The sequence below is a fragment of the Enterocloster clostridioformis genome, assembly GCF_020297485.1.
In the GTDB taxonomy this organism is placed as follows: domain Bacteria; phylum Bacillota; class Clostridia; order Lachnospirales; family Lachnospiraceae; genus Enterocloster; species Enterocloster clostridioformis.
Window position 1 is genome coordinate 1,423,339 of the sequence record NZ_JAIWZC010000001.1, and the last position, 21,311, is coordinate 1,444,649.

20 protein-coding genes and 2 pseudogenes are annotated in these 21,311 nt (G+C 43.6%); 8 read left to right on the forward strand and 14 right to left on the reverse strand.

What is annotated here, in order from left to right:
- Nucleotides 1-2: 2 nt before the first annotated feature.
- The 5 genes from LA360_RS07000 to LA360_RS07020 all read right to left on the reverse strand — a co-directional run bounded on the left by LA360_RS07000 (nt 3) and on the right by LA360_RS07020 (nt 6,381).
- Nucleotides 3-812, reverse strand: coding sequence for a carbohydrate ABC transporter permease (locus LA360_RS07000; protein ID WP_416824147.1), 810 nt, complete (start codon nt 810-812; stop codon nt 3-5).
- A complete protein-coding gene (locus LA360_RS07005; RefSeq protein WP_027642750.1) occupies nt 805-1,695 on the reverse strand; it encodes a carbohydrate ABC transporter permease in 891 nt (296 codons plus the stop codon). The genes LA360_RS07000 and LA360_RS07005 overlap by 8 nt, the downstream gene beginning before the upstream one ends.
- Nucleotides 1,696-1,719: 24 nt before the next feature.
- Nucleotides 1,720-3,030, reverse strand: a complete 1,311-nt coding sequence (locus LA360_RS07010; RefSeq protein ID WP_112483203.1) for an ABC transporter substrate-binding protein — start codon at nt 3,028-3,030, stop codon at nt 1,720-1,722.
- 19 nt (nt 3,031-3,049) lie between these two features.
- Nucleotides 3,050-6,100 (reverse strand): beta-galactosidase, LacZ type, encoded by a 3,051-nt coding sequence (gene lacZ / locus LA360_RS07015; protein WP_112483205.1) that lies wholly within the window; start codon nt 6,098-6,100, stop codon nt 3,050-3,052.
- A gap of 113 nt (nt 6,101-6,213) precedes the next feature.
- Nucleotides 6,214-6,381, reverse strand: a complete 168-nt coding sequence (locus tag LA360_RS07020) for a hypothetical protein (protein ID WP_155245061.1) — start codon at nt 6,379-6,381, stop codon at nt 6,214-6,216.
- Between the two features lie 384 nt (nt 6,382-6,765).
- Between LA360_RS07020 and LA360_RS07025 the strand changes: the two genes are divergently transcribed.
- Complete coding sequence (locus LA360_RS07025) at nt 6,766-8,100, forward strand: IS110 family RNA-guided transposase (RefSeq protein ID WP_022201970.1); 1,335 nt, start codon at nt 6,766-6,768, stop codon at nt 8,098-8,100.
- 261 nt (nt 8,101-8,361) lie between these two features.
- Nucleotides 8,362-8,700 carry a helix-turn-helix domain-containing protein gene (locus LA360_RS07030; protein WP_027642753.1) on the forward strand — a complete coding sequence of 113 codons (339 nt, stop codon included), beginning with the start codon at nt 8,362-8,364 and terminating at the stop codon, nt 8,698-8,700.
- A gap of 89 nt (nt 8,701-8,789) precedes the next feature.
- Here the strand turns inward: LA360_RS07030 and LA360_RS07035 are convergent, their stop codons facing one another.
- Nucleotides 8,790-10,829 carry a beta-galactosidase gene (locus tag LA360_RS07035; protein ID WP_112483207.1) on the reverse strand — a complete coding sequence of 680 codons (2,040 nt, stop codon included), beginning with the start codon at nt 10,827-10,829 and terminating at the stop codon, nt 8,790-8,792.
- Between the two features lie 523 nt (nt 10,830-11,352).
- Here LA360_RS07035 and LA360_RS07040 point away from each other — a divergent pair.
- Together LA360_RS07040 and LA360_RS07045 are read left to right on the forward strand one after the other, a co-directional pair.
- Nucleotides 11,353-11,499, forward strand: coding sequence for a hypothetical protein (locus LA360_RS07040; RefSeq protein WP_166433722.1), 147 nt, complete (start codon nt 11,353-11,355; stop codon nt 11,497-11,499).
- 565 nt (nt 11,500-12,064) lie between these two features.
- Entirely contained in the window at nt 12,065-12,340 is a 276-nt protein-coding gene (locus LA360_RS07045; protein ID WP_002583244.1) for a hypothetical protein, read from the forward strand.
- On the opposite strand, the gene LA360_RS07050 is transcribed toward LA360_RS07045, so the two are convergent.
- Both LA360_RS07050 and LA360_RS07055 read right to left on the reverse strand, forming a co-directional pair.
- Nucleotides 12,337-12,549, reverse strand: a complete 213-nt coding sequence (locus LA360_RS07050; protein WP_002583243.1) for a hypothetical protein — start codon at nt 12,547-12,549, stop codon at nt 12,337-12,339. The genes LA360_RS07045 and LA360_RS07050 overlap by 4 nt on opposite strands.
- A 45-nt stretch (nt 12,550-12,594) precedes the next feature.
- Nucleotides 12,595-12,798: pseudogene (locus LA360_RS07055) on the reverse strand (transposase); the annotation flags it as partial.
- A 228-nt stretch (nt 12,799-13,026) separates the two neighbouring features.
- Between LA360_RS07055 and LA360_RS07060 the strand changes: the two are divergent.
- From LA360_RS07060 to LA360_RS07075, 4 genes are read left to right on the forward strand one after another with little or no spacing between them, the layout of a single operon-like run.
- Nucleotides 13,027-14,268 carry a tyrosine-type recombinase/integrase gene (locus tag LA360_RS07060; RefSeq protein ID WP_002595223.1) on the forward strand — a complete coding sequence of 414 codons (1,242 nt, stop codon included), beginning with the start codon at nt 13,027-13,029 and terminating at the stop codon, nt 14,266-14,268.
- On the forward strand, nt 14,258-14,641 hold the full coding sequence (locus LA360_RS07065) for a hypothetical protein (RefSeq protein WP_225537375.1): 384 nt from the start codon (nt 14,258-14,260) through the stop codon (nt 14,639-14,641). The genes LA360_RS07060 and LA360_RS07065 overlap by 11 nt, the downstream gene beginning before the upstream one ends.
- Complete coding sequence (locus tag LA360_RS07070) at nt 14,623-15,219, forward strand: tyrosine-type recombinase/integrase (RefSeq protein ID WP_330411441.1); 597 nt, start codon at nt 14,623-14,625, stop codon at nt 15,217-15,219. The genes LA360_RS07065 and LA360_RS07070 overlap by 19 nt, the downstream gene beginning before the upstream one ends.
- Entirely contained in the window at nt 15,203-16,255 is a 1,053-nt protein-coding gene (locus tag LA360_RS07075; RefSeq protein WP_225537377.1) for a tyrosine-type recombinase/integrase, read from the forward strand. Before LA360_RS07070 ends, LA360_RS07075 begins: the two co-directional genes overlap by 17 nt.
- A gap of 52 nt (nt 16,256-16,307) precedes the next feature.
- On the opposite strand, the pseudogene LA360_RS07080 reads toward LA360_RS07075, so the two are convergent.
- From LA360_RS07080 to LA360_RS07105, 6 genes and pseudogenes are all read right to left on the reverse strand, one after another.
- Nucleotides 16,308-17,384 (reverse strand): annotated as a pseudogene (locus LA360_RS07080) (IS256 family transposase); the annotation flags it as partial.
- Nucleotides 17,385-17,877: 493 nt separating this feature from the next.
- Nucleotides 17,878-18,018, reverse strand: coding sequence for a hypothetical protein (locus LA360_RS07085; protein ID WP_166433723.1), 141 nt, complete (start codon nt 18,016-18,018; stop codon nt 17,878-17,880).
- Nucleotides 18,019-18,208: 190 nt separating this feature from the next.
- Nucleotides 18,209-18,457 (reverse strand): hypothetical protein, encoded by a 249-nt coding sequence (locus tag LA360_RS07090; protein WP_225537381.1) that lies wholly within the window; start codon nt 18,455-18,457, stop codon nt 18,209-18,211.
- A 60-nt stretch (nt 18,458-18,517) separates the two neighbouring features.
- Nucleotides 18,518-18,796 carry a hypothetical protein gene (locus LA360_RS07095; RefSeq protein ID WP_225537383.1) on the reverse strand — a complete coding sequence of 93 codons (279 nt, stop codon included), beginning with the start codon at nt 18,794-18,796 and terminating at the stop codon, nt 18,518-18,520.
- 33 nt (nt 18,797-18,829) lie between these two features.
- Entirely contained in the window at nt 18,830-20,413 is a 1,584-nt protein-coding gene (locus LA360_RS07100; protein ID WP_225537384.1) for a recombinase family protein, read from the reverse strand.
- Nucleotides 20,414-20,415: 2 nt separating this feature from the next.
- A complete protein-coding gene (locus LA360_RS07105) occupies nt 20,416-21,309 on the reverse strand; it encodes a recombinase zinc beta ribbon domain-containing protein (RefSeq protein ID WP_225537736.1) in 894 nt (297 codons plus the stop codon).
- Nucleotides 21,310-21,311: the final 2 nt, after the last annotated feature.

The following is a 21,311-nucleotide window of genomic DNA, read 5'->3' on the forward strand; positions in this document are numbered from 1 at the left end:
CTTTATTTAACTGCCCCAGTAATTCCTTCAACAAAGTTCTTCTGCAAGGCAAAGAATACGATAGCGGTAGGGATTGTTGTAATCAATACCGCAAGCATCAGCATACCATAATCCGTTACATAGCCGGCAATCAGATTTGAAATCAGCATAGGCATGGTCTGTGTGGCACCGTCAGACATAATAACCTTTGCCCATAAGTAGTTGTTCCAAGCATTCATAAAGGTAACAACAGCCGTTGCAGCATAAGTAGATTTCATTGTCGGAATGAACATCCGGTAGAAAATCTGGAACTCACTCAAGCCATCGATGCGGGCCGCCTTTACAATCTCATCCGGAAATGCCATTGCACCGGTTCTGAACATCATGATTAGTAACGGTGTTGCCAGTGACGGAAGCATGAATCCAATCGTGGAATTTAACAACCCCACCTTTGAATATATCTGAAACAGCGGTACCATCAGAGCTACGAAGGGAATCATCATGGTGCAGATAATCACTTTATACACAATCGTCTTCATCTTATCCTTGTAAATAACAAAAGCATATCCGGCAAGCGAGCTGATAATTAACGCCGCAACCGTAATTAAGACCGTGTATTTACAGGAATTCCAAAAATTACGCCACAACGGCTGTGCAGCGATCAAATTCTTGTAATTTTCACTCAAAAAAGTACCTGGAGTCAGTTTCCCGGCGAGAACGTCAACGCTCTTGTTCGTTGCTGCCAAAAGCATCCATACAAGAGGGAATACGGAAACGATACTACAAACAATCAAAAAAATGTATATTAATCCATATTTAAATTTACTAGTCAGAATCTCCACCTACTTTCATCTGAATAAGAGACAGCGCTGCAACGAGAACAAGGATAATAAATGCCATGGCTGATGTATAGCCAAAGTTTGGAACGCCAAGGAATGCCTTATTGTAAATATAATGCGACATCGTAATGGTTGCGTTGCCAGGTCCGCCTTTCGTCAGATTCATGGACTCATCAAACAACTGCAGCGTACCATTAATAGACATAATTGCTGTCATCAAGATGGTTGGCTTCAAAAGCGGCACCGTAATACTCTTGAAGGTCTGAAACGCATTGGCCCCGTCAATTTTGGCTGCTTCATATACGGAATATTCGATATTCTGCAGGCCTGCCAGATAGAATACCATATTGTATCCAGTCCAACGCCAGATTAATGCAATAATGATAATAACTTTTGCAGCAGTGGCATTCGAAAGGAAATTATATGCAGTATCGATGATACCAAGTTTAATAAGAACAAGGTTAATGAAGCCATCTGTTGCAAATAAGGAACGGAAAATAATTGCATAGGCCACCAGAGACGTTGCACATGGCAGGAAGATTGCCGTTCTGAACAGTCCGCGTGCCTTAATCTTCCTGTCATTCAATATGGATGCCAGAATGAGTGCAAGCACTAACATGATGGGCACCTGAACAATCAAATAGATGATGCAGTTTTTCATGGACTGTATAAAAACGGTATCCTGAAATATTCGTATGTAGTTTGACAAGCCAGTCCAAGTCAAGTTTATGCCGGAACCTGTCTTAAAAGATGTAATGAATGCCTTAAACGTTGGAAATATGCTTAATCCGCAAATTAAGAGCAATGCAGGTGTAAGAAATCCCCATCCAACCAGTCTCCGTCTCTGCTCCATAGACATTTTCTTTTTATTTGTCATACTATTCACCTTCTACTTGGAGAATTACTGTCCCATATCAAAAATCACTGTATTCTCAGCGTTTGCCAACTCAGAGTCAATATCTGCACCCGCTACCACATTAGACAGGACAGTTGCCAATGCTCTGTTTTCTTCCGTATAATAAACGCCCAGTTTTACAGAAGGTGTTTTTGACGCAAAATCCGTAATAAGGCTAAATACTGGCTGTCCTCCATAAAACTCCTGAGGCTCTGAATAGACGTTGCTCTCGCCTGCGGGGATATAGGTCGTCAAGGCTCCGCTGTTCGGAAGAATCGTCTCATATAGCTCTATGCTGCCAGCAAATGTAGAGGCAAGGAAGTCTGTAGCAAGAGCAGTCTTTTTACAGTTCTTTGTGATTGCCCATGTCGAACCTCCCTGGTTGGAGTAGTTGGTTGCTGTAGAAATTCCAGGAATTGAAGGCATATTGGTAATCCCCCATAATCCGGACTGGGAATCTGACGACTGAATGGACGCCATAATCCAACATCCATTAATCACACCACAGGTAGTCCCACTGGTAAATGTGGCGATATATTCATCCCAGCTGTTTACAACCCGAATAACACCCGCGTCAACACCTTCTTTATAAATTTCGATACATTTCTTCAGCCCCTCATTACCGGCGAGATAAGGAGAGCCATCATCGTTCCAGGTCTCAAGGCCTGCGGACTGCATCATCTGGTAAATCAAGTCGGAGGCGTTGGCCTGAAGGGACACCAGTGAATAGCCGGTCTTTGCCAAAACATCCTTACCAATCTCAATAAAACGATTCCAATCAATATCAGTCAAATCTTTCAATGTATATCCGGCTTTCTCAAGTATATCCGTTCTATATGCTGCAATCTCTGTGCCATTATCAAACGGGACACCATAATTTCTTTCATCAACAACAGAGTTTTCCAACTTTGATGATGCGAACTGTGAGAAATCAATACCACTATCTGTCAAATCCTGAAACAAATCAGGATAAGTGGTAACATACTTTTGATATGCAAAGTCCTGCATCAACAAGATATCCGGAAGAGAACTATAATCACCAGAGCCTACTATGGTTGCCAGCTTAGTCTGCATATCATCCCATCCAACCTCAGAAATATCGATGCTGAAGTCCGGATGTTCCTTTTGGTAAATTTTTTCAGCCTCTTTCATCGCATATATATTAAAACTCTGGTCCCACGCCCACACAGTCAGCTTATTGGAATCGTCCTCGGATGATGTTCCGGATGTCCCAGAAGTAGAACTGTTGCCTCCACATGCTGTCATCACAACTATGGCAGCCGAAAGAACCACGGCTAAAACTTTATTAACTTTCATGATAATCTCCTTTCCCCTATCACGCTCTCGTACAACCTTTAAAAGAAAATGTAAAGGAACGTTCTTTTGTTTCATCCAGCCAATATTCCGGATGAGGAACGCTTCCCCATGTGTCGTCTCCTCCTATCCCCATCTGTGCCAGGGCCGGACGCAGAACAGTGTAATGTATCGGCGGCAATTCATACGGATGCTGTGCACAATCAATCTCATGCGGTGTCCACGGCAGCGCCGAGAAATTCATGCCGTCGCCGGTGAACATCAAACCACGACCCAGATAATCCGTGACCTTTACCCAACGCACTCCCATCATCTCGCCAGATTCTTGCGGACGAAGATGATTTGCCATGCGGTTTTTCACCTCATCCTTCCAAATGCCCAGCCGTGTTCCCTGCGTACGGTCAGCATAGGACTCGCCGGGTCCCATACCATACCACTCAAGTCGGTCATAATCTGCATCAATTTTGAAAATCATACCAAACTCGGGCATAGGTGCAAGCCCCTTTACCGGATTATAGTCCATCCGGCAGTCAACTGTTCCATCCCCATGGACAGTATATACAACCTTGCAGGAAGATACCGGCACTGTCGGCATGTGGTAGGTATAAGCAACCTTGACCGTATCATCCTTTTCCTCAACCGTTGGAATGCAGCCCTTCGTATTGTAGTTATCTCCAACCTGACGCGGGGATACAAACTGTGAGCCAACTTTCCACTGCGCACAGCGAAGCTGAATCAAGCCCCCGAAATCATTTTCTACCATAGGACGCCAGAAATTAGGCATAGGTATCGTCTTAATCATCTCTCTGCCGCCGTACCGATAGGATGTAAGACCTCCGTCAAGATTAGAAAACAAGACGCTAAAACCATCACCTGTCACACCAGTATTGTACCATCCATGCACTACATGCGGCTTACACCCGGCAACGGCTTTCTTTCTACCTTCCTTACGGTAAACATACTGGCCAAATGCAACCTCGTAACCTGCCCGCGCCCATTCCGTATCCGCTTTCAGAACCAGGGATACTGTAACTGCATACTCACCTGCAATCGTCTCCTCTGGAATTGGAAGGTCAAAGCTTTTCTCCGTTAGAGGTTCTACAGCCAAAGATAGAACTGTTTTGTGTATTGCATGTCCGTTTCTTTCAACAGTTACAACCGTATCATATACCTGCGTATTCGTAAACAAGTGACGGTTGCGCAGGGTGACCTGGTTCTCGCTGACGAAAATCCCAACCGGCTGGTAATTGTATTTCACAGCCGGCATCTTAATGCTCTCTTTTCCATCAGAGGTACAGATTCCATTGCCGGAAAAAGCGTAATCTGTCGGTCGGTCGCCCAAATCGCCTCCATAATAATAGCAGGTATTGCCATAACGGTCTTTTCCCCTGATTGCTTGGTCGATAAAGTCCCAGATAAATCCACCCTGATATAAAGGCTCTGCCTCCGTTAATTCAGTATAAAGCTGCATGCCCCCGCAGGAATTGCCCATCGCATGAGCATATTCGCAACAGATAAACGGTTTTTCTCTATGTTCAGACAAAAATTTCTTAATATCCGCTACTGTAGTATACATCTGGCTTTCCATATCTGATGTTGTGTTACTATAGCGCCTATCGTGAAAAACCCCCTCATAATGAATCAAACGGGAAGAATCAAGTTTCCGGAACTCGTCAGCCATATGTGCGATTACGCTGCCGCCATAACTCTCATTGCCCAAAGACCAGATTAGGATTGACGGATGATTCTTACAGGTATGATAGAGTGTATCAACACGGTCAATCATCATCGGCTCCCATTCCATACAGTCTCCAGGAAGCACATTTTCAGCCGGTTTATCACCAGATTCAACCACCATCCACGTTCCGTGGGTCTCCATATTGTTCTCGGCAATCATATAGATTCCCAATTCATCACACAGTTCATAAAGAAGTCCATGATTTGGATAATGGCTGGTACGTAGTGCATTAATATTGTTGCGCTTCATGGTAACCAAATCCCGTCGTATCATTTCCGTTGTCACGGCACGTCCTGTGTCTGCCGAGAAATCATGGCGGTTTACGCCATTAAACACAATCCGGCTGCCGTTAATGCACATAATACCGTTAATTAATTCAAAGCGCCTAATGCCAAGCTTCTGGTCGATAATTTCCAGCTTTCTGTCTTCCATATCATACAGCTTTATCATTAGTGTATAAAGACAGGGATTCTCCGCGCTCCAGAGTTTTGGGTTTTCAATTTCAATCTCCGTTTCCAGCAGTTCTCCAGTACCCATTATAATCCGGGCAGTCGAACCATCCAGCATAACTTCTGCCTTCCAGCCCGCAGTCTCGTCAGCCTTCACCATACTTCCTTGAATATGTATTTTTGCAATTCTGTAATCATCTGAGAGTTCCGATTCCACCTTCAAATCCCGGACATGCACTTCCGGAAGCGCATAAATGAACACGTCCCGGTAAATTCCGGAAAAGCGATAAAAATCCTGGTCTTCCATCCAGCTGCCGGAGCACCATTTGTATACACGGCAGGCCAGTTTGTTCTCCCCTGGTTTCAAAGCTGCGGTCAAATCAAATTCGCATGGCGAAAAGGAATTAGAAGAGAAACCAATATAAACTCCATTCAGCCACACTGCAACGCAGCTTTCCACTCCCTGGAAGGAGAGTATTGTTTTCCTCCCCTGCATCTCAGCCGGCAGCGAGAAATACTTAGTATAGCATGCTACCGGGTTAATCTTCTCCGGAATTTCCCCGATAGCAACTTCCTCCATGCCATCCCATGGATACTGGACATTCGCATATTGCGGAACCCCATAGCCTTCCATTTGAATATGAGCCGGTACAGTGATTTCCCCCCAGCAATGGCAGTCATAGTCTTCCGCTTCACATCCCACCGGTACCATACTGTTATTTTCCGCATAAGCAAATTTCCAGATTCCATTCAGTGACAGCTTAAGTGAATTAGTTCCCAAGGCTTTATCCTGCTCTGATGGAAACCATCTGTGATCTGAATGCGCGCTGCAGCGGTTCTCGGCAAAATATGACGGAGATTTCAATTTTTCAAATGAAAATGCCACGTTTTATCACTTCTCCTTTTCCTAACCTCATGTTAATCGAGGCTATTTTTATTCATACTTTAACTTATATCGGAGGGCTATGATATTCATAAACCTTTCCATCAATTAAATAATTATGTAGTCTCTTCATGTAACGTTCTTTCTTTTACAGAAGGAGAGGAATTGGGCTGTGATTGAGCAAATATCAATGCTTGTTGCACAGCCATTATGTACTTCTGGTTGCTGTCGTTCAACTGATTGAATTTAAGAATGAAGTCATCTACTGCTTCATCCCCACTCATATTTATCCCTCCTAGTATAATAATGGTGTAGTCAAGAACGACTACTGGTTAATAGTTACAAAGTCCAATCTAATAAATCTATATAGATATAACGGAAGGAGGAGTTCCCCCTCCATCAGAAGTTATAGGACATATTTACCGTGTCTGAGGTTTCCTTAATGCACCAGACAAAATATAGAGGTATAATCACTGAAGGCAGGATCATTGACGTTTCCTCCTTGGGAGCCGGCCTTCTGGCTGGCGATACCTCTTAGAAAGTCTGTCAATCCATTCGGTGGTGATTTATGTTTTGGCTGGTTGGGAAGCCTCAGGCTATACCTGTATAAGCCGCTAGGTTGTGTATCCACCCTTTGGAATTGGATGCCTGCCGGAAAGGATATTACTATGCACTATCAAAAAGTACTCAAGATGCCTGAAAGCATCCCCTATCTCTCTGTCGGGTTTGATGTCGGCGCAGACTTCACCTGGATGTCTATCATGCTCCCCAATGGCATCCTCATCAGTAAGCCTTTTAAGATCATTCATTCTGATCCGCAGTCCCGTGAGCTTGCCATCTCAAAAATAAAGGAAGCCCAGGAGATGTATTCTCTTGAAAGCCGCTGCTTCCTTGAATCCACCGGGATCTACCACATCCCACTCCTGTGCTTCCTTCGTGATAAGGGTTTTGACTGCGCCGTCATTAATCCTATCATTACTAAGAATAGCACAAATATGAACGTCAGGAAACTGCATAATGATAAATTTGATTCAAAAAAAGCTGCTAAAGTCGGCCTGGATGCCTCCCTTAAGGCTTCCATTGTCCCGGATGACGCAATCATTGACCTGCGCAATCTCGTGCGTGACTACTATTATTTCAAGGACCTGCAATCCGCCATCGTATTGAAGCTTCATGCGGAACTCAAAGTGTCCTTCCCCGCATACCTGAATGTGTTCAGCAAGGTCACAACGCAGACTTCCTTAAAGCTTCTGGAAGCTTACCCCCTTGCAGCGGACATGCTTGCCGCCCCAAAAGACGAGCTTGTGGAAACCATCCGCAGCACGGCGCGCTTTGGGGAAACGTATGCCCTCGCCAGGTATGATGCCATATGCACCGCTGCAAAGGATGCCGCTGTTTTCGGACGTGCCCTTCCAAGCAACGCTCTGCGGATCAGGCTGTACATAAAAATGTACAGGGAATACCAGGCTCATCTGGACAGCATACTGGAAGAACTGCATCAGGCTGTCGGCAAACTGGAAGGAACGCCAGACTATGACCGCATCTCCTTTATCCAGACCCTGCACGGTGTCGGCTTTTTAAGTGCCGTCGTCCTGATCGCGGAAATGGGATCCTTTGACCTGTTCTCCTCGCCTAAGAAGCTCTATGCTTACTTTGGGCTGGATCCCGGTGTAAACGATTCCGGCAAGTTCCATGGAGACAGGGTCCACATGTCCAAGCGGGGTTCCAGCCTTGCCAGGCGTATCCTGCATATGGTCGCCATCAACAACCTGAAAGTGGATAAAGCAACAAAAACGCCCGTGAACCCGGTCATTTACGATTATTACACCCGTAAATGTGCCAGCAAAAAAAAGAGCGTTGCTGTCGGGGCCGTCATGCACAAAATCTGCAACATCATTTTCGCTATGCTCCGGGATAATAAGCCTTTTGAGCTCATTACGCCGGAAGAACACCGTGAACGTTATGCAGCAGAGCACCCGGAATCTGTGAACACCGCTGCCTGATGGAGATTTGAATTAAATTTTAAAATCCCATGGCAATAGGTTTATTAAGGTTACCCTTTTTTACATCAGCTGCTTGAAAAAAACTTTTTAAACATTTTTCATTTTACCTATTGACATTTCTTAGCTGGACTTTCGCTTTCTATGTAAGCATTATATCATAGCTATGTGAGCGAGTCAATGTTATATTTCGTATTCTTCGCTTGCATTGTGAGTAAGATTATGCTATTGTATGTAATAGATACGAATGAGGGAGGTGAATAGATGTCCACTAATCAACGCATAAAACAGGTGCGTCAAGCTTTAAATCTATCGCAAGCCAAATTTGCGAAGGCTATCTCCATTTCTAATGGATACATAGCCGGTATTGAGCTGGAAAACCGCAAGGTTAATGACCGTATCATTAAATTGATATGTGCCACTTTCAATGTAAGCGAAAACTGGTTAAAAAATGGCGAAGGCGATATGTTTGAGCAATCGTCTAATCGGTTGGCTGAAATAGCCTTAAACACATTCAAAGAGCTGAAACCAGAGTACCAAGAATATGTCCTGAACCAGATGGACCAGCTATTAAAGCTGCAGGATAAAGAAAATGGCTCCTAATGCATTCTTATCGACATCCGGCCCGTAGGGAGTTGTCCGCAATTCCCCTTATCGGTCTGCTTACAATGCGTAATGCAGCTTTTTCAAGGCTAGGTGCTCTCTGTTAAATATTCTTTTAAAACAATCGTTTCGAAACTACTAATTGTTCCATCGTAACTACCCGCCAGAAGTTTCATTCTTTCGATGGGCAGCTCAATCTCAACAGAAAACTGATTAAAATTTTGAATAAAGATGTACCTGCATCCTTCTCCATATCTAGATGTTACCTCCACTCCATTGGGAATACTGGGAAGAACACGTTTCAATCCAGCGTTTTGAGTGATTTTACTATATACTTCATCGTAAAAACCCTGTTCAAAATCTGCACAGATATAATAAGCTGTCCCTTTTCCATAGATATTCCTCGTAAATGCCGGCCAATTCTCATAGAAATCCTGCCCATAGGTCATTAATACTTCTGCTGTGGACACTTGTACCAAATCACATAATTTATCGCAGCACCAGGCCTTCTCCATCTGCAGTTTATTACCGGAAACCGGTATCCCCACATTCTGTTCTCCATCATATAATGCGTCAATTTCAGTACTCCTGAGCCCCATCACATCCATCAGAGCATGCGGTGTTCCCCCAAGAAAACACAAATCATTTTCGTCTACAATTCCTGACCAGTATGTAAGAATCAAATGCCCTCCCAAAGCCACGAAGTTATGAATCTTTTCCGCATATTCATTCCGAAACATATACAACATAGGAGCCGCTACAACAGCATATGGTTCCAATTCCTGCTCCATATCTATCACATCCACATCGAATCCTAACTTTCTAAATGCATAATATGACTTTTCTACAGTCTCTTTGTAGTATAATCCGGAATTTCTCGGTCCCTGTGCATCTTCCAGCGCCCATCGGTTCTCCCAGTCGAATATAACAGCTACTTTTGCCTTTGTTACAGACCCGGTAATTTCTGACAGTTGTTCCAAACTACTTCCCACCGCTGTCACTTCGCGGTACACTCTTGTATCATCTTTGCCATAGTGGTCGATAACTGCACCATGAAACTTTTCCGATGACCCTCGGCTCTGGCGGAGCTGAAAATATAAGACACTGTCAGAACCATGCGCAATTGCCTGCATGGAAGATGCTTGCAGTATACCAGGCTTTTTTAATTTACTTATTGGCTGCCAGTTTGTCGCCGAAGGGCAGCTTTCCATTAATAAAAAAGGCCTTTTTTGGATACTTCTCATAATATCATGCTGCATTCCATTATCCATGGCTGTTAGAAATTCCTCTTTTTTATGCCATAGAGGATAACTGTCCCATGACACAATATCTATGATATCTGCAAATTTGTGATAGTTCAGTCCTTTAAAATCGTACATCATATTTATGGTTGTTGGCTTGTCCGAACCTCCATCCCGTATTGCCTTAATCTCATGTTTTGCAAAATCAACCGTTCGGTCTGTCACAAATCGTTTCCAGTCCAAATTCAAACCATGCAGGAATGGCTCTCCGCGCCAGGAAGGGCTCTCTATCTGTGAAAAATCATTGTATGTATGGCTCCAGAAAGTAGTGGCCCATGCCTGATTTAATGCATCAATGGTTTTGTATTTCTGTTTTACCCAACGGCGAAACTCCTGCTGACAAAGCTCACAGTGGCACTCTCCTCCATATTCGTTGGATATATGCCAGGCAATCACTCCCGGATGGTTTCCAAATCGTTTAGCCAGTTCCATATTAATCTTTCGTGTCTTTTCTCTATAAACAGGAGAGGTGTAGCAATGATTATGTCTCATGCCATACAAATTTCTATGTCTACTCTCATCAACTCTTAACACTTCTGGGTATTTATCTGCCATCCATTTAGGTTTTGCCCCGGAGGGTGTAGCCAAAATCACGGAGATTCCATGCTGATAAAACTTTTCAATAATATTCTCTAACCATCCAAACTGAAATATCCCTTCCTCTGGTTCCAGCATTGACCAGGAAAATATACCTACGCTTACTTCATTGATATGTGCCTTCTCAAAATACGTAATATCCTGTTCTAATATTTCCGGACTCGACAGCCATTGTTCGGGATTATAATCTCCTCCATGCAACAAATTTCTGATATTTAAAATAGTATTCATAGACCATTCTCGCTTTCATTCTTCCTTCATGCCAATTATACACTGTAGAATTAGTTTTTCAATGGCTTATTCTACATTCAAATGTTTTGTAATCATAAATGATTATGCTTATTTAGCGACACCAGTATGGAACGTACAGTTCTGCATTCCTATATCTAATCATATGGTTTACATGGACAATTATGCTTTATTTGTTATTCTTCGAAAATATACCACGACTTTACAACTTTTTAAATAAAAAAATACACTAAAAAATTGATTATCCGCTAAAACGCTGTATCTATCGGCATTATCAAGGAGCTAAACACATCAAAATACTACTAATTTACTACGATTGAATGAGCCTTGATACGTCCTATTTCCCAGATATGCAAAGATACGGTACCGCACATCAGTATTGAAACAAGAAGAATTGAATACTTCATAGACTACGGAACGCACAATATCAGCGTTCCCTTTCTATTTCCAGCCGTTCCTAGTGGACGGCTATTTTACTACCAAAATGAGAGGAGCATTTAGAATTATGAAAGAGATATTAAAACGATTGTGTACGGGCTTCCTTACCTTTGCGACTGTCGTTACCGCTTTACCGAGTACGGCGGTTCATGCGTTAGGTACGCAGTATTGGACGGAAAGTGATGAGCGTGTCGGTATCGTTGAAAAAGTGTAAGCGCTTAATTTAAGGGTGGCTTCCAATCCACTCTCCAGTATGCAATAATGGTTACAGTGCAAGTATTTTACTGTTCAAATTGGCTTGCAAATATTGAAAACAGCGGCGATCTTCCCATTATTCCGGTACTTTATAAGCTGGCGAGCAAATAACTCCAGAGGAGCGGCCACAAATTAAAGCTACGTCCCGAACCGTATTTGCCGATTATCGAGGGAGCCATTGACAGGTAAATCAGAATCAAGGAAGCGGGGGACGACTCAACTACCACCGGCTAAAGCCGGTGGCTTGATGCGGCCTAAAGGCCGCTGTTAAGCGACTGAAAGTCGCAGTGGGGGCTAAAGCCCCTGCTTTTGCGACTGAACTCACAGCAGGGCTGAAGCCCTTTGAGAGTATGAAAAAAAGTCTGTAAATTGAGATCTTCTATGATAAGTTAATGAGAAAGGTAGGTGGATGTCGTGACCACCTACCTTTACTATACGGATGCTTTTGGATTCTGTCAAGATGTATTGGGAAATCCCATCAAATTATGGTACACTTCTTACAGGAAAACATCAGGAGGTGTGCCATGAAGCTAAAAACAGACGATCCCTTTGTACCTGAAGATATCAGGGCAAAGATCAATGGACTGCAGTCCCTGCTGGATCATGCAGCCGACTTATACAGTGATATCTATAGCTGGTATGACAGTGAACTGAAATCCTATGACCCGAAAGCCACCGCAGACGATGAACTGTTTGACCCTGGCACAGGGACTGTTGTGGAGGGGATCGATTACCTGTCTATCATGGAATCCCTGTCAGAGCTGCAGACAGCCAACGAATGTAAAATGCAGAGGGATTAACCTTGTGTCCCATCGGCCTGGCCTCTGGCGATGTCTTCCCGTATCAGGGCCTTGATGGCCCCTTGGACGGAAGTGTCCCTGCCATATTTGTGCTGTCTGACCCAGGCCAGGATATCTGCATCTGTCTTCATATTCAGTTTTAACTTCACCTGTACAGTATTATAGCTGTCGTACCTGTCCTGAGCATCGTATTTTGAAAATCCATACATGGAAAGCTCCTTTCCGGATAGGTGTATACCTATGCCTGTGCGCTCTTATTCCGGCAGTCTGCCTTCGTACATAATGGACAGTTCCCCATAGACCTGCCCCCAGTTGCGGATGGGCATGGTCCACTTCTTCGTCGCCTCGAACGTGGCCAGGTACAGAGCCTTTAAGAGCGCCGTGCTGCCCGGGAACACGCTCCGCTGGCGGTTGAGCTTCCGGTAGGTAGAGTTGAGGCTCTCGATCGCGTTGGTAGTACTATCACTAAATCGGTATAGTACTACTTATACCGCCAAAAAAACTATACCGACATTTTGGGGAAAGCCAGCAGTTCCAGGCATTTCCTGAAAAAATGTCGGTATAGTTCTCGCCATTCCTTTCTAAGACACAAACAAGTTGTGAAAGTTTTGTCAAATTCTTTTACTCTTTTTGACCTTTTCTTAAATATCCTTCATGATGGTACAAAAAGAAGGAGGCTTTCAGTCATGAAGGAAAACCAAAAGGAACTTGAACAATTGATTCGGAAAGTAATGGATCAGATGGATGAAAGAAAGTATGGAAAAAAGATACTTACACATTACCATTCCAGTTACCAGCTTCTTATATCCGTATCACATGATATAGGAGACGGCGAACTTTCAGAAAAACTTATTAAAACTTTTCTGGACATGCCTGTCATTTGCAGTGAAACATGGGTTAAAAAAGAACTGACCCATCGGAAACGCTGCATCAGACTGCTCCTGTCCCTTGCACAGACAGGAACCATCGACTGGAGACGCCAGGACACTGGCGGCATATCCGGGAAACTTATGAATCAGGCATTCCGGCAGGAACTGGAACACTTTGTCAGATATCTGGAACAAGAGGGGTTCAGCCCTAATACGATGTCCGGGTATAAAAGGATCGTTACTTATTTTTTGCTGTTTTGTGAGAAAAAAGGGTATGGGGAGTTATTCGATATCCGAACAAATGATGTGAGTACATTTATCCTGTCTCTTTACAAAGACGGACGGTACCGGCCATCTACAATCGGAAGCTGTCTGGCAGGGCTGCGCAGATTCCTTTCCTCCAATAACCACACGGCACAGTTTCTCCTGGAAATACCCGTCCATCTGCCACAAGAAGTAAAGATCATGGAAATCTATAATGAAAAGGAACTTGCGGCTCTCAGATCCACACTTTCGTCAGGAATGCTGACTAAGAGGGATACCGCTATCTGCAGGCTTCTTCTGGAAACGGGGCTCCGGGGAATTGATGTCTGTTCTTTGAAGCTGAAAAACATCGACTGGGAAAGGGACTGCATCTCCATCATTCAGAATAAGACAAAGAAGGCGCTTATCCTTCCTTTAAGGGCTTCTTACGGAAATGATATCGCAGATTATATCCTGAATGAACGCCCCTTGAGCGGGTCAGACCATGTCTTTTTAAAGACTTTTGCGCCGTTTGGACATCTGGGTACGGCAAGCATTTATGAAATCCTGAAAAAACTGGAGGAACTTGCCGGGATTAAAAAAGAAGACCGACCAGTGGGGAGCCGGATGACAAGGCACCATGCCGCGTCTTCCATGCTCCGGGCAGGTATCCCCATGTCGGATATCTCGGCAGCTCTCGGTCACAGGGACCCAAACGTTGTATCCGTATATCTTTCAACGGATGCCATAAATCTGGCAGCGTGTACGCTTCCGCTCCCTCCCGTTGTGGAAGGAGGTGTTTCAGATGCACAGTGAGTCCCTGCCGGAACTGATCAACCGGTTTGTTTCCTATAAAAGAGCGAATGGTTATCAATACCAGACCGGAGCTTATTATCTAAAGAAATATGCCGGGTTTGTCATGGAAACAGCTCCTGAAACCACGGTACCGGATAAAGCGACCGTTGAGAGATTTCTTGAAACGTTCCAGGATACCCCGGGAAGCCTTTATAACGAGCTGCATTTCTGCGTGAGTTTAGCAGGTATCTTTCTGCCCGCGGCATCAGGGCGTATCTTATCCCTTCTGGAAGGCTTCATCTTCCCACGCCGGTTCAGCCGTATTTTTTTACGGAACAAGAAATCCTTGCGTTCTTCAGGGAATGCGACAGGACCGTGGAGGCTCCCCGTTTGAAAGGAAGAAATCTGGTTCTCCCGGCAATCTTCCGGCTCATCTACTGCTGTGGGCTCCGCTGCAAAGAAGCACGTATGCTTGCCAGGGAAAATGCACATCTGGACGAAGGCTTTCTTGATATCCTCCAGTCCAAGGGACCAAAAGGCCGGAGGATTCATATCTCAGGAGAGCTTGTAGAATATATGGTCACCTATGACCGCCGGATCAGCCGTCTGTTTCCGGAACGTGTAACTTTCTTTCCGAACAGGGAGGACCATCCATACAGTGCCAGCTGGCTGGAAGAAAACTTTCTGCGCTTCTGGTATGCCGCCTTCCCGGAGAAAAAGGGATCCGGCATCAGCATCCGCCCATATGATTTCCGCCATCACTTTGTATATGCCAACATGAACCGCTGGCTGAGGGAAGGGAAAGACGTGAACGCCATGCTTCCTTACCTTATGCGGTATATGGGGCATTCCGATGTTAAAAATACCCTGTACTACCTCCATCTTGTGCCGGATATCTATGGAGGGATATTGGACAGATCCAGGTACTCGGAAAAACTGATACCGGAGGTGGACGATGACAGGGAGGAATGATAACAGCAAGGGAAAAAAATTTGACAGCGTTTTTTTCTGGGATACAGCCAGACGTTTTCTGGACCACGAACTTCCCAGGATCAGGAAAAAAAGCCGGCATACCATTTCCTCCTACCGCACCTCGCTTAACATCTGCATTGGTTTTCTGGAGGAAGTGAAAGGGATCCGCCGTGAACGTGTCTGTTTTCATGACCTGGACAGGGAAAACCTGAAAGATTATCTTGTGTGGATGGCGGATGTAAAAGCATGGAGCCCGAAGACCTGTAACCTGCGTCTGACCGCAGTAAAGGCCCTGTTGTCCTATGCATCGGAAGAATGTATGGACATCACCCCTGTCTTTGTTTCGAGCCGGACGGTACATGGCCTGGATATCCCCGGCAGTGAAATCAGGTATTTTGAAGACTGCCAGATGAAAGCGCTTCTTAATGCCCCCGGTAAGGAGAAACGGTCCGAGCGCCGCAACAAGATGATGCTTATCCTTGGGTATGATGCTGCCATGCGGGTTGGGGAACTGACGGGGCTGAAAGTCTGTGACCTGCATCTTGATGCAGAGATACCTTATATCCGGATACTTGGGAAAGGCGGGAAGTATCGGAGTGTCCCGATAATGAAAAGGACGGTAAGACACCTGAGAGGATATCTCAGAGAGTTTCATGGGAATATCCCTGATCCGGTATCCCCTCTTTTTTATGCAGTTACCCATGGCATGAGGCATGGGTTATCCGATGACTGCATCCAGAAAGTCCTGAAAAAGTATGCGGAGAAATGCCGAAAAGAAGGAGTTCCAATGCCGGAAGATATCCATTTCCACATGCTGAGAAAGACTAGGGCAATGAGTTTATACCAGGAGGGGTGTCCTTTATCCTATATCCAACAGATGCTTGGGCATGAAAATATCTCGACCACCTCTGGGTTTTACGCTTTTGTAACTCTGGATACGTTAGCGAAAGCTCTGGAGCGGACAAATCCAGAAGGAGGAAATGCGGAAAAGAACTGGAAGGATAAAAAAATATCGGAAGCCTTATATCGTCTGTAAAAACTATACCGACATTTTTTCAGGAAATGCCTGGAACTGCTGGCTTTCCCCAAAATGTCGGTATAGTTTTTTTGGCGGTATAAGTAGTATAGATCACCTTCCTGACCTCCATGGAAAACTTGAAGATGGGGGATACCACATCCCAGTTGTCATGCCAGCGTTTCATTGAGTTGGGGTACTTTGGCGTCCACTTTTCCGTCACCTTCTCCAGCGCCTCCAGCGCCTTTTCCTCGTTTGCGGCATGGTAGATGGTTTTCAGGTCCGTGGCAAATGCTTTCCGGTCCTTGTCGGAGACGTATTTCAGCGTGTTCCGTACCATATGTACGATGCAGCGCTGCTGCTCCGTCTTCGGGAATGCCGCCGTTATGGCTTCCTTAATGCCCGTGAGCCCGTCCGAGCAGAGAATGAGGATATCCTTCACACCGCGGTTCTTCAACTCGTTCAGAACGCAGAGCCAGTACTTGGAGCTTTCATTCTCCCCGATCTGTATGCTCAGGACTTCCTTTTTACCTTCCAGCGTAAGGCCGAGGATGACATAGGCGGCAAGCTTGCGGATTACCCCGTCCTCCCGCACGGAATAATGGATTGCGTCGATGTAGACCACGGGATAGACTTCCTCCAGCGGGCGGTTCTGCCAGTCTTCAATCTGCGGCAGTATCTTGTCCGTCACGTCCGAGATGAACCCTTCCGAAGCCTCAAAACCATAAATGTCCATCAAGGTATCCGAGATTTGGCGGGTTGTCATGCCTTTTGCATACATGGATATGATCTTCTGGTCAATGCCGGAAATGTCCTTCTGGCGCTTTCTTACCACCTGGGGTTCAAACGTGGACTTCCTGTCCTGGGGCACCTGGATGTCCATGCTCCCGAAGCTGCTGTTGATCCGCTTGGGCTTGTAGCCATTGCGGTAATCATCCGAATCCGACCGTTCTGACCTCCCATAGCCGAGATGCTCATCCATCTCCGCTTCCATCATCTCCTTCAGGGTGCTCCCCAGCAGGTCTTTGAGGGCTTCCTGGATATCCTCCGCAGTCTGGATGTCATACTCTTCCAGGAGCTGATGGACGATGTTCCTTTTCCCCTCCGTCATGACTACTTTGTGTACGGGCTGTTTTTCTCTTCTTGCCATAATAATAGGCCTCCTTATGATAATAGATTTTATCATAGAAGACCTAATGCTTAATAGCTATTTACAGAAAAACTTTCATACTCTCATACAAGATAACTCTTTCAGGTGGTTTGTATCTTTCGTGAGTTTAGCAACTTAAAGATACCATAAATTTACATGAAAGAGTTATTTTTTTGTTAGAACTTTTTACTGTCCAGTAAAATTAGAAAGTACAATCGACAATAAAAAAGTCACAAAATCGACAACAAAATTTTACATATCTATCTCTTATCAGAGGAACTAATCTCCCATAGACACAGAATTTTTTACGCCCTCAAGGATTCAATAGATTCCTTCCCTGATTTTCTTTTTGTGCCAAGACACTCATTTTTCTCCTCTTAACCTTCCAGCACCGGGCAGTCGTCAGGCATATACCTCACCTTTCGCTTTTGCATAGACCTGTTTTTACTAAACAATTGCCTGAACCTACACATTCCTCTTTGATTTATTTTTCCTATCTAATCAAAGTATTTGCAGATGCCAGTTTTTCCTCCCTTAACATAAGTTCTTCCCATACATCTACAAAGCCTTCCAAATCGTCTTTCGACAGCTTCTTCACCATCTGACTGATATAGTCCAGATATTCTACATGCATACAGCTTTTATTAATGCGGATCAATGTGACTGGATATCCCCAGGCCAGTAATTCATGTAGCTTTTTATAACATTCCTGTACTACTTCTAAGTCACAGTTTTCATCAACATCAGAAAAAAAAACCGATAACCATGAGAAATATGCTCATAAATTATCGGTTCTACGTTTTCAGGTGTTTATTCAGTAATATTTAGTCCACAAATACAGTTTCATTCACCCGTTTATTCAATGCAACAAATTGCTCCTTTGATATTATTGGCTCATAATTGCCTATATATCTCAACTCTTCTGAAGATGATTTTGTTCTCGCCGTAACAACCCCTGCATAGTATACGGAGGCAGGCATTTTTCTCAATCTCTTTGCCCATATGCCTGCACTTCTCATTAGATTCCCATGATTACTCCAATGTGATTCCACTTCTGTAAATGGCAGCTCCATCACATTCTGTAAAGCAAGCAATGATATATTCTCCCGCCTGAAAGTATTGTTCCCGAAGTTCTATTTCTTTTCCCACCTACCGGCAAATCCATTTGCCGCCTCCTCGTAATTCAAGACAAGATGCTGTGTATCTTTTTTATAATCTATGAACTCCAATACCATGTATTCCGGCGGATTGTTCAGATAATCCATAACATACTTTAAAGCAGACCTCACGCGAAAAGCTTCCATTTCCTCTACAACTAACTGCCTGTCCTTAATACGATAACCATAGGGTGCCTTTTCGAACTCGGCCCTCTTTTTCATACGACTTTTCATACAATCCTTAATATTCTTCATACAGATTGTCCACTCCTTTTAATTTGAAAGTAATTAACCTGCTTTTCTCATACACAGCATATTAATTTCGTCCTGAAATTTAAAAACAACTTCAATATTATGATTCTTGTCTACCAACACTTTTTCAATAAAGGCATTAGCCAACTCCGGAGACAACGCCTCCTCATTTCTGAACTCATCGACCAATCGGGCAAAATCTGAATAGAATATGATATTTGCCTCATCATATTTTCGGATTCCTTCTTCCACCTTTTGAATTCCTACCTCCAATGGAACAAGCTGTTCTGACAATTTCTGTTTTTTTATCAGATATTCTTCTCTGCTTACATGCCCTGCTCTGTAATCTTCATACAAGTTCATTTTCTTCTGCTCTATTTCTTCTGCCCTCTCCTGAAATCTTTCCATGATTGCATGGGAATCTGCCATATTATGATTCAAAGCCTTTGAGATTTTCTTTTTGCTGTCGGTAAATAATCTTAAATTGAATTGTATAACCGAAAACACTGCTTTTTCTAATACCGCTGTTTCAATAGGCGGAAAAGTACAATCCGACAATGGATTTTCACGCTTAGCCAAACAATAGTAAAAGTCATTATCTTCATGATATCTGCGCCTGCTTAATGCTGAACCGCAATGTACACAATACACATTTTTATATAATGCTGATACTCTGCGCCTCGGTCCACTTTTGCAACCACTTTTAGCAGCCCTCTCATCCAGCCACTCATTCACCCTGTTAAACTGCTCTTCTCTGATAATTTTCGGCTGTCTGTTTGGAACAAGAATTTGGTCCGCCTTATTCACTGCCCGTGTTCCTTTTGTCCCCAATACACAAGCCTCTTCTTTGTGACGTACTGAATATCCCAAATAAGCTTTGTTCCTTGCAATCTTTTTCAGTGTTGTTTTATTCCAGGCAGAGCTGGTCTTACATAATTTGGCATTGTATTTTTTAGCCAAATAAACGCTCGGCGGATCAATTCCTTTTTCAGCCAGGAACTTAATTATAAACTTATAACTTTTTTTCTGGTCTAATAGATCCATAATTATTTGCAGTACAGATGCTGCCTCCCAATCCACCTCATATTCACGGTCAACTGTATACCGATATCCATAAAGAGGTACTGGGCCGTTATGCTTTCCTTGAAGAGCCTCCTCCATCTTAATTCTCTTCTGGATGGTAGACGCCTGAATTGGAACTAACCCATTAATCAAATTCTTGAATTTGGCTTCAAAATCTATACCGTATTGATAATCTTTACTGTCATAATCATCATTAATCGCAATATAGCGTACTTCCAAAAAAGGAAATATCTTTTCTAAATAATTGACGGTATCTATGGTGTCCCTGCCAAGTCTGGAGAAATCCTTCGTTGCTATTACTATCATATTTCCATATAAAGAACGGACTCTGCTCATCATATTCTGAAAATTAGGCCGGTTAAAATTACTGCCAGTGTAGCCATCATCAATAAATTCTTCTACTTGATAATCATGAAATTCACTGTGTTCCTCCTTGAATCGGTTAAGCAATCTTCTTTGGTTTGTAATGCTGCAGCTTTCATCGTCTCCATCTTCCCTAGAAAGACGTTCATAAAAAAACAGAAATTTTTTCTTCATCCTCACACCGCCTTTGCAATCAAATCCATGCTGAATATATCTTCAGATTTGAAGATAACTTCCATGGAGGTTTTGTCTATAATTTTGATTTCCGAAATCAATTCATCAATAATTTCCGCTGTCACGCAGAGATTTCCCTGCTTGTCCATCAATGCAGAAAGCCATTTGTTCTTTAAAGAATATCTCCTGACCATATCATTTGACTCTATAATCAAACTCCCTTTTAGTGCCCTCAGTTCATCAACCTTCTCCATATTCTGCCTTTTAAATTCTATGTACTCTCTTTTATCCAGAATCTGATCTACATAATCTTCGTATAATTGTTGCTGCCTCACTAAAAGGCTCTGGATTTCCCGGTCAATGTCAGCAATCTGATTCTGGTATTCCCGTTTCAATTTGGTTATAAAAGAGTCCTTTTTATATGCTTTTTTCTCCTTCATTGCTATACTGACCCACTTATCTAAGAGGACCGTAACAGCTTTTAATACTGCTTTTTCATTGATAAATTTGTTCTTGCAATGATTAGGTGCTACATCATGTCCAGGGCAATGATATTCAATACCGATCCCCTGCTTTGTATGATACCTGCTTTGTGACATATGCCTTCCGCAAACTCCACATACGAGCTTCCCTGCGAATAATCCATATCTCTTATCAATTTCTCTGGTAAAGCTATTCACCCAGATTTTCTGTGCGTTCTTTTGGGCCCTGTCATAAATTGCCTGCTTTATGATACGGGGTAGAGCATCCTCTTCAATATTCCATTCCTGCCGCGGCACCCTTTTTAATTTTTTTCCTTTATAATAGCTTTGTTCTGTTTTATGGGTAACCAAACAGCCAATATAAACGGGGTTCTGAATGATACTAGTATAACTCGATTTAAATAAGCTTACAATTT